The 14,357-nt window shown below is 29.7% G+C and carries 14 protein-coding genes, 2 tRNA genes and 1 other annotated feature; of the genes, 1 reads left to right on the top strand and 15 read right to left on the bottom strand.

Annotated elements, in window-relative coordinates:
- Together VK071_10985 and VK071_10980 are read right to left on the bottom strand one after the other, a co-directional pair.
- A partial coding sequence (locus VK071_10985) for a sodium-dependent transporter (GenBank protein HLR35833.1) occupies nucleotides 1–197 on the bottom strand: 197 nt, incomplete at its 3' end.
- Nucleotides 198–214: 17 nt separating this feature from the next.
- Nucleotides 215–682, bottom strand: a complete 468-nt coding sequence (locus VK071_10980) for a sodium-dependent transporter (protein ID HLR35832.1) — start codon at nucleotides 680–682, stop codon at nucleotides 215–217.
- 187 nt (nucleotides 683–869) lie between these two features.
- Here VK071_10980 and VK071_10975 point away from each other — a divergent pair, with 187 nt between their 5' ends.
- A complete protein-coding gene (locus VK071_10975) occupies nucleotides 870–1,793 on the top strand; it encodes a DUF2935 domain-containing protein (protein ID HLR35831.1) in 924 nt (307 codons plus the stop codon).
- A 262-nt stretch (nucleotides 1,794–2,055) separates the two neighbouring features.
- Here VK071_10975 and VK071_10970 read toward each other — a convergent pair.
- The 13 genes from VK071_10970 to VK071_10910 all read right to left on the bottom strand — a co-directional run.
- Nucleotides 2,056–2,144: transfer RNA gene (locus VK071_10970), tRNA-Ser, on the bottom strand.
- Between the two features lie 4 nt (nucleotides 2,145–2,148).
- Nucleotides 2,149–2,598, bottom strand: coding sequence for a tRNA adenosine(34) deaminase TadA (tadA, locus tag VK071_10965; GenBank protein ID HLR35830.1), 450 nt, complete (start codon nucleotides 2,596–2,598; stop codon nucleotides 2,149–2,151).
- A gap of 20 nt (nucleotides 2,599–2,618) precedes the next feature.
- Nucleotides 2,619–2,695: transfer RNA gene (locus tag VK071_10960), tRNA-Arg, on the bottom strand.
- 674 nt (nucleotides 2,696–3,369) lie between these two features.
- Entirely contained in the window at nucleotides 3,370–4,530 is a 1,161-nt protein-coding gene (locus tag VK071_10955; GenBank protein ID HLR35829.1) for a D-alanyl-D-alanine carboxypeptidase family protein, read from the bottom strand.
- Nucleotides 4,531–4,548: 18 nt separating this feature from the next.
- Nucleotides 4,549–6,066, bottom strand: a complete 1,518-nt coding sequence (locus VK071_10950; GenBank protein HLR35828.1) for a M1 family metallopeptidase — start codon at nucleotides 6,064–6,066, stop codon at nucleotides 4,549–4,551.
- A 248-nt stretch (nucleotides 6,067–6,314) separates the two neighbouring features.
- Entirely contained in the window at nucleotides 6,315–7,589 is a 1,275-nt protein-coding gene (gene serS / locus VK071_10945) for a serine--tRNA ligase (protein HLR35827.1), read from the bottom strand.
- A gap of 48 nt (nucleotides 7,590–7,637) precedes the next feature.
- Nucleotides 7,638–7,808: a binding site (T-box leader), on the bottom strand.
- Between the two features lie 62 nt (nucleotides 7,809–7,870).
- Complete coding sequence (locus VK071_10940; protein ID HLR35826.1) at nucleotides 7,871–8,905, bottom strand: PTS sugar transporter subunit IIC; 1,035 nt, start codon at nucleotides 8,903–8,905, stop codon at nucleotides 7,871–7,873.
- 63 nt (nucleotides 8,906–8,968) lie between these two features.
- Complete coding sequence (locus VK071_10935; protein ID HLR35825.1) at nucleotides 8,969–9,490, bottom strand: transcription repressor NadR; 522 nt, start codon at nucleotides 9,488–9,490, stop codon at nucleotides 8,969–8,971.
- A gap of 88 nt (nucleotides 9,491–9,578) precedes the next feature.
- Complete coding sequence (locus VK071_10930; protein ID HLR35824.1) at nucleotides 9,579–10,577, bottom strand: ATP-binding protein; 999 nt, start codon at nucleotides 10,575–10,577, stop codon at nucleotides 9,579–9,581.
- Nucleotides 10,578–10,579: 2 nt separating this feature from the next.
- A complete protein-coding gene (locus VK071_10925; protein HLR35823.1) occupies nucleotides 10,580–11,695 on the bottom strand; it encodes a DnaD domain protein in 1,116 nt (371 codons plus the stop codon).
- A gap of 35 nt (nucleotides 11,696–11,730) precedes the next feature.
- Nucleotides 11,731–12,330, bottom strand: coding sequence for a GNAT family N-acetyltransferase (locus VK071_10920; protein HLR35822.1), 600 nt, complete (start codon nucleotides 12,328–12,330; stop codon nucleotides 11,731–11,733).
- Between the two features lie 76 nt (nucleotides 12,331–12,406).
- Nucleotides 12,407–13,618 (bottom strand): FprA family A-type flavoprotein, encoded by a 1,212-nt coding sequence (locus VK071_10915; GenBank protein HLR35821.1) that lies wholly within the window; start codon nucleotides 13,616–13,618, stop codon nucleotides 12,407–12,409.
- A 60-nt stretch (nucleotides 13,619–13,678) separates the two neighbouring features.
- Nucleotides 13,679–14,357, bottom strand: a 679-nt coding sequence (locus tag VK071_10910) for a DnaB-like helicase C-terminal domain-containing protein (protein HLR35820.1), incomplete at its 5' end; no start/stop codon positions are given.

The following is a 14,357-nucleotide window of genomic DNA, read 5'->3' as shown; positions in this document are numbered from 1 at the left end:
GCTAATACTGCTTCTTTTGACAGCTTTGAAAAATCTGGCTTAAACAAAAATGAAAGACCAGCCTTTCCTCCTGGAAGGGTTATAGCCCTTATATCCAATATAATAACTATTACTAAAAGTAAAGGGATTAGTATTTTTGAAAACTTTTCTATTCCTTCTTCTACTCCTACAGCAACTATTAAAGCAGTAATTCCCATAAAAACAACCTGCCATATTACAGCCGAATTGGGTGGGATATAAAATCCGTAAACATGGCCTCAATAGCAACTACATCCTTTCCTACAAATTGGTTAGTTATAGATTTTACCAAATATTCCAAAGTCCATCCAGCTATAACACTATAAAAAGATAAAATCATAAATGCGGCTAAAACTCCTAATACTCCACTGGAATACCATTTTGTCCTTGGTGAAAGTTCTTTAAAGGAACCTATGGCATCCTTTTTTGCTTCTCTACCTATAATAACTTCTGCCAACATTACAGGAATGCCTATAACACAAACACTTAATAAATAAACTAATAAAAATGCAGCTCCTCCATACTCTCCAGTAATATAGGGAAACCTCCATATATTACCTAACCCTACAGCAGAACCGATAGCGGCTGCTAAAAGTCCAAAACTACTTTTAAAACTTTCCCTCTTTTCTAAATTACCACTACCTACTTTATCATTACTATTCAATTTTTTACCTCCTCCTTTGGTGTAGAATAACTTCGTTGTACTAAAGCATACAATGTTTATTTGTAAAAGTCAAGGATTTTTCTGAATTGTCTGAAATATATCAAAGACAAATTCGATTCATAAAGTTCCTTCCAATTAAATATTATATATAAAGATATAAAGATTTTATTTAAAGGGGGATATATATATGTTTTCTAAAAAAGAATATATTAAATATTCTTTAGAATATAATTTATTTTTTGGAAGGTTGATGAAAGAACATCTAATATTTTTAGAGTCTGGCTTTTCTGTTAAGAATGCAGAGTATATTTTAGAAGCTGATACTTTAAAATCAGAATTTGAGGACTTTTTATTACATATAATATCTATAGCTAACGGATATATAAGTAAAGATGTTCTGGTTTCAAAAGAACTAGTTACACCTTATACATTAGAAACTGAAAATATTACTCAATTCTATACTGGAATATGTATAAACACGAATATAACAGAAATGGAAATGACCCTACCTGAAAATAAACATTTAGACTATTACAACAACCTATTTAATGAAATTCAAATGATAAATTCTAATGCTATAAATTTAGTTGAGAGAGCTATTGATTATAAATCAAAAGTTCTATCTAATGTTTTAGGGTGTAAAGTATTAAATAGAAACTATCCAAGTCTTCTGGAACATATGCTTGAAGAGGCTGAATTTTATTTAGAGATTCTCCATGCTTTAGAAAATTTTAATGAAATTCCTATTAAAGATGAGCTAGTGAAAAAAGAAGTTTTCTGGAATCATATAATGGAAGAACACTCTTTATTTATAAGAGGACTTTTAGATCCGGAGGAAGAAGATTTAATTGATATCGCCAACAAACTTGCCTATGAGTTTGAAAAGTTAGCGGCAGTAGCTAGGGAAGTACTAGATAAAAACTTACCTCATGAAAAGATCACCAAAAAAAGTAAGGAGGCAACTAAAGACATAATAGAGTTTAAAGAAGCAAGTACAGAAGGTTTAATTAAATGTGAAATTAAATCTATTATTCTTCCTCTTTTAGCCGACCATATACTACGAGAAGCTTACCATTATTTAAGGGTATTAAAAACTAAGAAACCTAAATAAAAAAGCCTAAATCCTATTTTTAAAATCATAATAGAGAATATATAAATATTTATTTATATATAAAATAGTTTTTTAAAATTAAAAATTAATAGGAAGAAAAAATCAAATAATTTTTTCTTCCTATTTTACATTTTTTACGTTCTTTATTATCTTATGTTTTTTTATATCATTCCATTTTTTATAATTAAACTAAGAACACTCTTAACTTTAGTCATAAAGTAGGCTTGATCGATTTTACCTAAATAATATCTTCTATATTAATTGGCGGAGAGAGAGGGATTTGAACCCCCGGTACGAGAATCGTACAATGGTTTTCGAGACCACCGCCTTCAACCTCTCAGCCATCTCTCCATAATTATTTTTTTCTTAATTCTTTAAAAAAGTCTTTCATAATTTGAGAACATTCTTCTTCAAGAATACCCCATTCTATTTCAACTTGATGATTAAAATTAGGATTGTTAAGTAAGTTTATAACGGTTCCACAACATCCCATTTTATAATCTCTAGCTCCAATTACTAGCCTTTCAATTCTAGAATTTAAAATAGCTCCTGCACACATGGCACAAGGTTCTATTGTCACATACATAGTACTGTTTAATAATCGCCAGCCTTTTAAATTTTGGCTAGCGTTTCTTATAGCAATTATTTCGGCATGAGCTGTCGGATCTTTTAATGTTTCCCTTTTATTGTAACCACTACCAACTACTCTACCATTTTGAACTATAATAGCTCCTACTGGCACTTCAAAAATTTTAGAGGCTTTATAAGCTTCTAAAAGAGCCAATCTCATATATTTTTCATTCACAAAATCACCTATTAAAATAATGGTGCACCCGAGAGGATTCGAACCCCTGGCCTACGCCTTAGGAGGGCGTCGCTCTATCCACCTGAGCTACGGATGCACATTCTTGATACCTATATATTTTATAACAAAATATCAATATTGTCAATTTAATTTCTAATTGTAATATTACCTTAGTTAATAATATCTTTGCCATATATTTTAATATACCCCTTTTAACCCTAACAGTTAAAATTGTCGTGGTGAAAATTAAAGAATGACTTTATTTACCTAGAAAAAAACATATCGTAAAAACTTATGATTTAAAGCTTTTACGATACACTTTTCTGTGTTTTCCTTTTTAGTAGGATAGTTCTTACCAATATATTTTTTAACCGTTTTTAGTAGTATATTATACTATTTTGGTTTAAAAGTGTCGTCAGGAAAAAGTTAGGCATGGCCTGGCTATCATTTCCACTTATATTTTTATATTTATTAGACTTAATAAGATACCTTAATATTGATATTAAAATTATAAATATTAGTATTGTTAGAGCCATCCCAAAATAAGTTGCTAAAATTACTCTAAAAGGGGTATAACAGTGACATCTAAATCCATTACAATCACCATACTTTTATAAGTTATTATAACTTATTACATAGTAGCTTATTTAATTAGTAATTTTCCATTAAAGCCATGTAAGGGTAGTATTTACAACTTTTAATTCAGGCATTACTTTAAAGTTTGTTTTAAATAAATTAGAAAATAAAAAGTTATACTTTTCAATCATAATATTAATCAACAAAAATTCCTTTTATATATCTAAATATAGTAGTTAAGAAAAAAGCTTTCTTATAATCTTCCTTAACTATTAAATCTACCTCATCAATAATCACATCATCTTTTAAAACTGCTAATTTCCCTACTACTTCTCCTTTTTTCAATGGAGCTTTTAATTTCTCTTCTGGAATTACATCTATTTTTATATTTTCATCTTCCTTCTTTAATACATTTACATCTCTTATAGGGAATATTTCTATTTCCCCTATTTTACTATTAGGTATTTTTTTAGTTGCAATAACTTTTTCTGTAGAGGCTATAATTTCTTTAGAATAATTATTTAGTCCATATTGAAGAAGAGTTTTTGATAATTCATTTCTTTTTTCCTCATCTTCTGTTCCCATAACTATTCCTATAAGCCTACAATCATTTATTTCCATAGTAGATACTAAGCAATAGCCTGCTCCCTCAGTAAAACCTGTTTTTAATCCATCTACTCCCTTAAGATTATTTAACAGATGATTAGTATTTTCTTGCTTAAATTCTCTTTCTTCATTTTCTATATAAGGGATTGAAGAAACCTTAAGTACTTCAGGATATTCTTTTATAATATGTTTAGCTAAAGTAAAAATGTCTTCAGGACTCATAAGGTTTTTTACTTTTTCTTCTGGTAGGCCTGTAGAATTAAAATATAAAGTATTTTTAAGTTCCAATTCTTTAGCCTTAGTATTCATTTTATTGACAAATTCTCTTTCACTTCCCGCTATATGCTTTGCCAAAGCAACGGCGCCATCGTTGGCAGAAACTACTAATAAACCTTCTATAAGCTCTTCAACAGTAAACATTTCCCCTTCTTTTAAATTTAAGCTAGACCCTTTAACTTCTTCTACTTCTTTATCTATACGCACATTATCATCCATAGAAGTTGTACCTTTTTCTATTTCATCCATAACTACTAAATAAGTCATAAGTTTTGTAATACTGGCAATTTCAATAGGTTTGTCTATATTATATTCTTCTAATATTTCTCCATTTTTAAAATCCCCAAGCAAATATCCACTTACTTCATCTTCAATCCCTACACTATTCCCATAAACAAAAATGCTATTTGAAAATAATAAGATTATAGATAAACATAATGTTATAAAACTTTTTTTATTACATAGATTTCTCACAACCATCACCTACATCAATTAATTTTCCCCATATAACCACTTTTCTTTTCTCTCTTTAAAATTCTCCCCTGTTACTTCCTCACATACCTTTAAAAAATCATCTGTTGTAGCATTTAAAAATTTATATTCTTTATAATATTTACTAAGTATATCATAAAGTACATCTTCCCCAAAATCCTTTTTTATACTATTTATAAACATAGCTCCCCTAGAATAAGCTAAAGATCCATAGTCGTTCCAATCATCGAATTCATCTAGGGGCTTAAGCACTTTATCATCAATATCAAACAATTGTTTTGCTCTTTCATAACTTTCTACTACCATTACATCATAATAATCCCCACCATGATTTTTCCCATAAACCTCATTCATATATATAACTTCTGAGTAAGTAGCAAGAGATTCATCTAACCAAGCCTCATCTATCTGATCATTACCTACTACTCCATACCACCATTGATGGGCTGTTTCATGGACTATAATGATTTCTAAAAATTCTTTCGTTGTCATAGTACAATAATTTTCAGCTATATATACTAATCCTGGATATTCCATTCCAGAAGGAAAACTATTCATAACTACTGAATATTGACCATAAGGATATTTACCAAATAAAGTATTAAATTTTCTTATAGCATTTTCAGCTATATCAGAAGCTACCTTTTTTATCTTTGCTTCATCTTCTAAAAAATAAACTTTAATCAAGGTACCATCTACTTCTCTTTCCTCCACTACAAAGTCTGTACTACATACCCAGGCAAAATCTCTAATTAATTTTCCCTCTATATCCCAAACCTTCTTTCCCTTTTTATTTTTTTCTGAAAGTATATTTCCACTAGAAGCTACAATCATATCCTTTGGTGTAGTTATAGTTACATTATAATTACTAACATCACTATAAAAAGGGTCCCCTATACTATAATAGGGATCTGTATTCCAGCCTTTTTCATCGTAAACACAAGCTATTGGATACCAATTACCAAAATTATAAGTTTTTTCACCATAACCAAATCTATCCTCAGCAGGGGGTAGAACCCCAGTATATTCCATTTTAATCTTTATTTTTTCCTTTGGTTTTAATGATTCTTCTAAATTAATTTTAAGTATCGTATCTCCTTCACCTTCTAAGGTAAAGCTTATCTCTTTGTTATCAACTAATATTTTATTCATCTCAATATAGCCTGGTTCAAATCCCTGAGGGAAGGCTCTATCCATATCATTAAACAATATAGGCACTGTCTCTACTGTTTTAAAAGCATTAGGATATAAATGAAAATATATCTCATTTAACTCTATATCTTCATTATTTATATATAAAACAGTTTGATTACCTATATAAGTTTTTTCTTCTGGATTAAAATCTATATCTATTTCATATTGATTTATTTCATCCTCTTTTATATTATTAAGCTCTTCTGTTATTAACGTTGGATAGTCCTTAATTTCCCTTACCTCTTCTTTTTTGCAAGCAGAAACTGTCAAAGATAATACTAAAATAATGGAAACTAATAATAGTCTTTTAGCCCCTTTTCTCAAAATATACCTCCTTTAAAATAATATCTCCTTTATTATATTAATATTTAAGGCTTATTATTAATTCTTCACAAAATATAAAAATCCTCTAAAGAAAAGACAGGGAATATGATCTTCCCTTTTCATAAACCAACTTTTACTTCACCTGTCTATTCTAAGGGGATTATCTCACTTTTCCCTGTCTAAAAACTATATATATTTTACAATTGTTTTAATCCATGCTTTGATATGATTTATATTTCACTTTTACTCTATCTCTCTATCTTTTCCAATCCTCTCATATAAGGTCTCAATGCTTCCGGTATAAAAATAGAACCATCTTCTTGTTGGAAATTTTCCAAAATAGCTGCTGTAGTTCTACCTACCGCTAAACCAGAACCATTTAAAGTATGAACATATTCTAATTTTTTATTGTCCTCTCTTCTAAATCTAATGTTAGCCCTTCTTGCTTGAAAATCTTCAAAATTACTGCAAGAAGATATTTCTACATATCTATTATAACTAGGCATCCAAACCTCAATATCATAAGTTTTTGCAGAGGAAAAACCTAAATCTCCAGTACAAAGCATTACTATCCTATAAGGTAAACCTAAAAGTTTTAATACTTCTTCAGCATCTGCCGTTAGCTTTTCTAATTCTTCATAAGACTCTTCAGGCTTTACAAATTTAACTAACTCTACTTTGTCAAACTGATGATTTCTAATTAAACCTCTAGTATCCCTACCAGCAGAACCTGCTTCTTGTCTAAAACAAGGAGAATATGCAGTATAGTACATTGGCAACATACCCTCTTTAAGTATTTCATCTCTATGAAGATTTGTAACAGGTACTTCTGCTGTTGGAATTAAGAAGTAATCCTTACTAGGGACACCAAAAGCATCTTCTGCAAACTTAGGAAGTTGGCCAGTTCCTGTCATACTTACTCTATTTACCATAAAAGGAGTTGATACTTCTTTATAATTTTGATCCACAGTGTGTAAATCTAACATGAAATTTATTAAAGCTCTTTCTAACAAAGCGCCTTTATCTTTAAATACAGTAAATCTAGCACCTGTAACCTTAGATGCTCTTTCGAAATCTAATATATCTAAATCTACACCTAAATCCCAGTGGGCTTTTGGTTCAAAAGTAAATTCTATAGGTTCTCCTATTTTTCTTATTTCAACATTTTCTTCATCAGTTTCGCCCTTTACTACATCTTCATGAGGTATATTAGGTATATGTAGCAGTAAGTCTTTAAGTTCTTCATCGATTTTTTTAACCTTTTCATCTATAGCCTTTACATTTGCTGATAATTTTTTCATTTCTTCTAATAGAGAGGATATATCCCTACCTTCTTTTTTCATTTTGGGAATTTCTTTTGAAACCTTATTTTGTTCAGCTTTCATGTTTTCTACTTCAAAAAGTAGCTTTCTTCTTTTCTCATCTATTTCTAAGATTTCATCAATATTGTATTCTTCATTTCTTTTAGCTAAACCTTTTTTTACTTCTTCTGGACTTTTTCTTATTCTTCTAATATCTAACATTATTTTACCTCCTTTTTCTATTTTAAATATAAAAAAACTCCCAATCCCTTTAGGGACGAGAGTTATTCCCGCGTTGCCACCCTAGTTAGCTTCATATGGCCCACTTATAAAATACTTTGCTCCAGGCTGGATTCAACAATTTATCTTGCCAATTCACACCGGCCATTGGCTCTCTGTAAAAGATAAAGTTTGCTTACTAGTTCCTTTCATTGCATAGCTATTAATTTTACTACCAATTATATCATGATAAGATTTATTTTTCAATGTGTTTTTTCTTCCATTTAATTCAATTTCATATCTCCTGCTTTAATATGGCCATTTTCCTTCATCCATTTAGATATTAAATAAGAAATAACTCCCGGAAGAATGAAATGCATTAAAAGTATTGATATAAAAACCTTAGGGCTAGAACCCATAGTATCTATCAAGGCAAATTGCCCAACTAGTCCACTAGTCCCCATACCTGCACCTATCATATTACTTTCCATTTTAAAAACTGTAGTTGAAATGGGCCCCAAAATAGCTGATGCAATTATTGGAGGTATCCAAATTCGTGGATTTCTAATTATATTAGGTATTTGAAGCATTGAGGTTCCTATACCTTGGGCTATAAAACCACCAAATCCATTATCTTCATAGCTAGCTACGGCGAAGCCTATCATTTGGGCACAGCAACCAACAGTAGCAGCTCCTGCTGCCAAACCATTTAATCCTAAAGATATAGCTAAGGCTGCACTACTTATAGGCAAAGTTAAAGCAATACCCACTAATATAGATACTAGTATACCCATAGGTATAGGTTGTAATTCAGTGGCAAAATTAATTATATTACCAATGAAGGTCATTAGACCACTTACTGCTGGCGCTATATAATAACCAGTTAATCCTCCTACTAAAACTGTAGAAATAGGTACTAAAACTATATCTACTTTAGTTTTTCCTTGAATAAGTTTTGAAAATTCTGCTCCAACTAAAACTGCCACTAAGGCACCTACTGGTTCACCGACTTGTATAGCTAATTCCCCGCTATTTAAGCCTATAGTACCTGCTCCTATAGCGCCAGTAGCTACTGAGGCAAATATCCCTAAAGGAGGAGCATTTAAACTATATGCCACTCCTGCCCCTATAGCTGGTCCCATCATATATTGGGTGATTTCTCCAAAGGTAATTATCAAATCTACTTTTAAAAATCCTCCTATTTGTTTAATAATAAGCCCAGTCATTAAAGAAGAAAAAAGCCCTAAAGCCATGCCATTGAATACATTAATGAGATACTCTTTTATCTTATTTCCCTTAGTTGATTTTTCTTGGTTCAAAATCCCACCCCTTATTTTGTATTTACAGTTGTCTTGTCACCTATATATACAAAATATATCACTTTATTCTAAGTCAATCAAGTAGTTTTTTTTCTTTAAAGCTTCTTTAATATTTTCCAATATCTTTTCATTTTCTACTTCAATAGAATGAATATGGATTCCTTCTGTTAATGTAGATAAAGGTTCTGCCTTGGTCCTTTCTAAGTTTTTCATAAATTGAAATACATCTAATCTTGAACTTATCATTAAAGGACTTTTTATTTCTCCATATAAAGGGTGTTCAACTACTACATCTAAAACTTTACCTCCCATATCTACTATGATTTTTAACTCATCTTCTATTTCTTCATTTTTTGTATGCTTGCAAACTATAGTTTTAACCAGTTTATTTTCCTTCTCCATTGGAATAATGTAACCTTGAGGAGTAGCTAAAATTCTTTCTCCTTTTGCTCTTAAAATAGCAATATCTTGTACTATTATTTGTCTGCTAACCCCTAGTTTATTCGCTAAATCTATTCCTTTAATTGGATTATCTTTTTCCTTTAATAGCCTAAGTATTTCTTTTCTTCTTTCCTTAGAATCCATAGCTTATGCCCCTTTCTCATCTTATTAAATTAATTATATCATGAGAAATAGGCAAAAAAATACCCCTATTCTAAAGGAGTATTGAACTTTATTTATTACCATCCCATTTAGACCATCTTAAATCTGGCCCATAAAATTTTAATGGTATAAATTTTTCTAGAACCCTTGAAAATACTCTATCAGTATAAGTGTCTGATATTTCTTTAGGTGTCAAATTTGTTGAAATAATAGTTTTCTTCTCATTTAACAGTCTAGTATTAACAATATTAAATATTTCTGCATTTGTAAAGGTATTTGCTACTTCTGTTCCTAAATCATCTATAATAAGTAGATCTGCATCCAAAAGTAAATTATATTCATATTCATCAAATTCAGTTATATCCCTTCTGAAACGATGCTTTTCAATAATTTCTAATATAGTAAAAGCTGTTTGATAAATTACTATTTTATTTTTATCTAAAAGTGCCTTAGCTATACAATTACAAATAAAAGTTTTACCAAGACCTGTAGATCCATATAATAATAAATTCTCTTCATTTTTCTCGTTAAAATTTCCCACAAAACCTTCACTAATACTTAAGATATTCATCATATTTTGTCTTGGAGTTAACTCTTCTCCTTCAATAGATTTGTCTGGAAAAATATTTATATCAAAACTTTGGAAATTTTCTTTTTCTAATATGTTTTCTACATTTGACATTTTATAAGCTTTATTTATAAGAGCTTGTTTTAAACAGTTACATCTCTCTCCATTAGATAAGTATCCTGTATCTTCACATTCATTACATTCATAATTTATATCTAAATATTCTATATTAATATTATTCTCTGTTAAATGAACCGCTCTTTCCATTTTTAAGTTTTCCATTTGTTTTTTTATCTCATTTAAATTTTTTTTATAACTAGAAGGATCCTTTAAAATAGACTTAGAAATATAGAAACCAGTTTTGGCTATTTCATCGTCAATAGCTTTTATTTCAGGCACTTTTGAATATACTTCCTTTTTTCTAAGGTTCTGTTCATAATGGGCCTTATCCCTTTTTCTCTCAAATTCTTTTAAAATATCATTTAAAACATGACTATTCATTATTAATCACCTTTTACTTTAAAATAATATTCTTCTCTTTTTTTTCTAGCGATTTCTTCTAGCTCATCTGAAGTATATTGGGAAGTCCTTTGTTCAAAATTATGAAATCTGGTTTGAGCAGTTTTAGGTCTATTTTGTTTTTGATAAGATTTTCTACTTTTATTACTTTTATTAGTACTCTTTACCCTTTTATCCTTTTCTTCAATTTCATCAACAGTTTTTATTCCTTTGCTATACCAAGATGATAATATACCATTTATATAATTTATACTAGGGTTAGAAGTTTTCTTAGTATTTTCACAAGCTTTTAAAACCATTTCTAGAGAAAAATTATATTCATCAAACCATTTGTCTACTACTTTTCTTTCTCCTTCACTTATATTTCTACCAATAAAACCTAAGGATTTCATTATTCTTTCATAGGAATAAACTCTCTTATCCTTTTTCTTTAAATGTTCCATCAAACCTTCTACATTTAATATACCCTTATTATACCAACCTCTTATTACCCTTTCTACGCTACTAATATTTTTACTGCCCTTAATTTCTATTGAGTAGAAAAAGGCTTTAACGACTAATTCTGGATTTAAGTTATAATTATAAAGCCACTCAATAATTCTTTGTTTCTCATTGGGAAATAGGGGCCTACCAACTGTATATTCAACGTCCTTAAACATTTTTTGTACTACTGGAGATGTATTTGCTTCTATTACTTCTTTTGTATTAAAATTATGATATTTCGGCTTATTTCCTATAGATGCTTCTTTTGTTACAGTAATATGCTCATAATTATTATTAATATAGAGCTGCTTTAGGTTTAAAAACTTAACCTTATAATCATATTTATCTTTATCACTTTTCTCTATTATTTTTATTATACCTTTTTCCTCCCAAAATTCCCATGCTCTAAGTACATCACCTAAAGGTATTTCCAAATGTTTTGCAATAGTTTCGTTATTAACTTCAATATCTGCATCTCTATCAAAGGCATATTTATAACCTAGTAAATATACCTTCACATAAGTACCATTAGCCATCGGCATAAAATCATTTATAAAAATATTTTCTATAGGAGTATCTCCTAAATCTATTTCTGTAGTCTCTAAAGTAAAACTCACAAAATCACCTGCCTTAAAAACATCTTGCTAAAAATCTAAAAAACATCCAGTTTATCATAGATATCTTTATCTATTTTCATCTTGTATATATAATTATATATTTTATTTCTATTTATGACAAAAGCTGATCTTTCTTGTTGAAAATAAGGGTTATTCAAATCTATATATTGATCATGATAGTCCATTAAATATTCATCGATTATTACAAAACCTGTTTTTTCATAAACTTTTATAGCCCTTTTGTTAAATTTAGCAACTTCTAAATAAAGACATTTCATGTTCAAATCATTAAAATAATAACCTAAAAAAGTTCCCAAAGCATCTGTACCATAGCCTTTATTAATATAATTTGGATCAAATACTATTCCTAAAGTGGATTGTCCTAATATTCTTTTTATGTTTTTTATACCTAAATATCCTATTAACTTATTTTCTTTATTGTAAATAGCAAAATATTTTTTATTCAAACCGAAGGTTTTCCTATTATACCATTTACTAATACTTTCATAACTTACTAAGGGAAAATTATAGTCACTAAAAAGGGGATTTTCATGAAATCCCCATTCTGTCATTTTTAAAGCATCTTCCAATCTAAATGGAGTTATTACTACATACTTACCTTTTATTATTCCCACTAATATCCTTCTCCATTCACCAGCTAAAGCTAACAATATCGAGGAAAAGCATTATCTATTCCTCGATATTTAAAATTTACTCACTTAATTCCATAAGTTTCTTCCCAAAATCTTCCCCATAGTTTTTAGCTTCTTGTAACCCTTCTTCAAAAGGTATAAAATTAATCCTTAACCCTTCTTCATCGTATATTTTCAATTTTAAATTTTTCATATTACCTAATATAATTTTTACGGCTTCTCCACTCCATCCATAAGAACCAAAAGCTCCTGCTAATTTTCCTTTACTTGTTACAGGATCTATTACCGAAAACACTTTATATATAGGAAGGAGGGTATTTTGATTTATAGTAGGTGATCCAATTATTATAGCCGTACTCTTTTCTATTTTTTCTGATATATTCCCTAGTTCAGCAAATTCTATATCCATGGTTTCTACATCTATATCTCCAACACTTTGGATACCTTCCTTTATCTTATCTGCAGCTTTTCCAGTATTACCATAGGCGGAAACATAGGGTATAAATACAAATTGTTTTTCCGGCTTTTCTAAAGATTTTTCTGCTAATTTTTCTGATAAATTTACATACTTTTCCCAAGTCGTCCTCAATATAGGTCCATGGCCTGGAGCTATAATATCTATATCTAAATCTTTTATTTTGTTTATTGCCTCTAACATATAATTACTAAAAGGCCGTAAAATTACGTCAAAATAATAGTGAAAAGCATCATCGAAATCATCTACTAAATCATCAAACATTCTTTCATCACAGTAATGACAACCAAAAGCATCACAAGTAAATAATATTTTATCTTCTTCTAAATATGTGAACATGCTATCTGGCCAGTGCAAAAACGGTGCTGCAATAAACTTTAAAGTTTTGTTTCCTAAATCTAAAGTATCTCCATGGCCGACTATTTTACTTTTAAATTTTTCATCAGACATACTTTTTAAAAAGTTTATTGCTGCCCTACTTCCAACTACAGTCGCGTTAGGAGCTATTTTTAAAAGATGTCTTAAATTACCTGAATGATCTGGTTCCGTGTGGTCCAAAACAATATATTCAATTTCTTCCGGATTTACAACAGATTTAACCTTATCTAAATATTCATCCTTAAAGTTTTCTTTTGAAGTTTCTATTATAGTCTTCTTATCTGCATCAATAAAATATGAATTATAAGTTGAGCCATACTTAGTTTCCATAACTACATCAAAGGTTACTAAGCCTGGGTCCAATATACCTATCCATTTAACCGAATCTGTAATATCTAAAACTTTTTTATTACCCATTATATCACTCCTTCTACACAAACTCTTATAGTATAGATACCCGAATTAGAAGGAGATTAACTACTCTCTGAACTTTTCATAGTTCGCAAATTTGGTAAAAGGCCCCATCCATACAAGTTCTACTGTTCCTGTTGGTCCATTTCTATGTTTTGCAATTATTACTTCTCCAATGTTTTTCTTATCTGAATCTACATCATAATATTCATCTCTATATAGGAATAGAACAACATCTGCATCTTGCTCAATAGCTCCTGATTCCCTTAGGTCAGAAAGAATGGGTCTATGATCTGACCTTAATTCAGGTGCCCTAGAAAGCTGTGATAATGCTATTACAGGACAATCCATTTCCTTTGCCAAAGCTTTTAGTCCCCTAGAGATTGATGAAATTTCTTGTTGCCTATTTTCTTGTCTATTGCTAGATTCCATAAGCTGTAAGTAGTCAATAACAACTAAATCTAAACCCCTTTCAATCTTTAATCTTCTACATTTAGCTTTCATCTCAGTTAAAGAAATTCCAGCAGTATCATCAATAAATATATCTATTTGAGATAAGGGACCCATAGCCTGTATAACCTTCATCCATTCTTCTTCTGTAAGGTTTCCATTGATTATATTTTGAAGTTCTACATGAGCAAAAGAACTAAGCATCCTTTGTACTAGCTGTTCTTTAGACATTTCTAAACTAAATACAGCTACCTTTGCATCCTCTTTTAAGGCACTATTCAAAGCAATATTAATA

The sequence above is a fragment of the Tissierellales bacterium genome, from assembly GCA_035301805.1.
In the GTDB taxonomy this organism is placed as follows: Bacteria; Bacillota; Clostridia; order Tissierellales; family DATGTQ01; genus DATGTQ01.
This window is presented reverse-complemented; position numbering and strand designations above follow the sequence as displayed.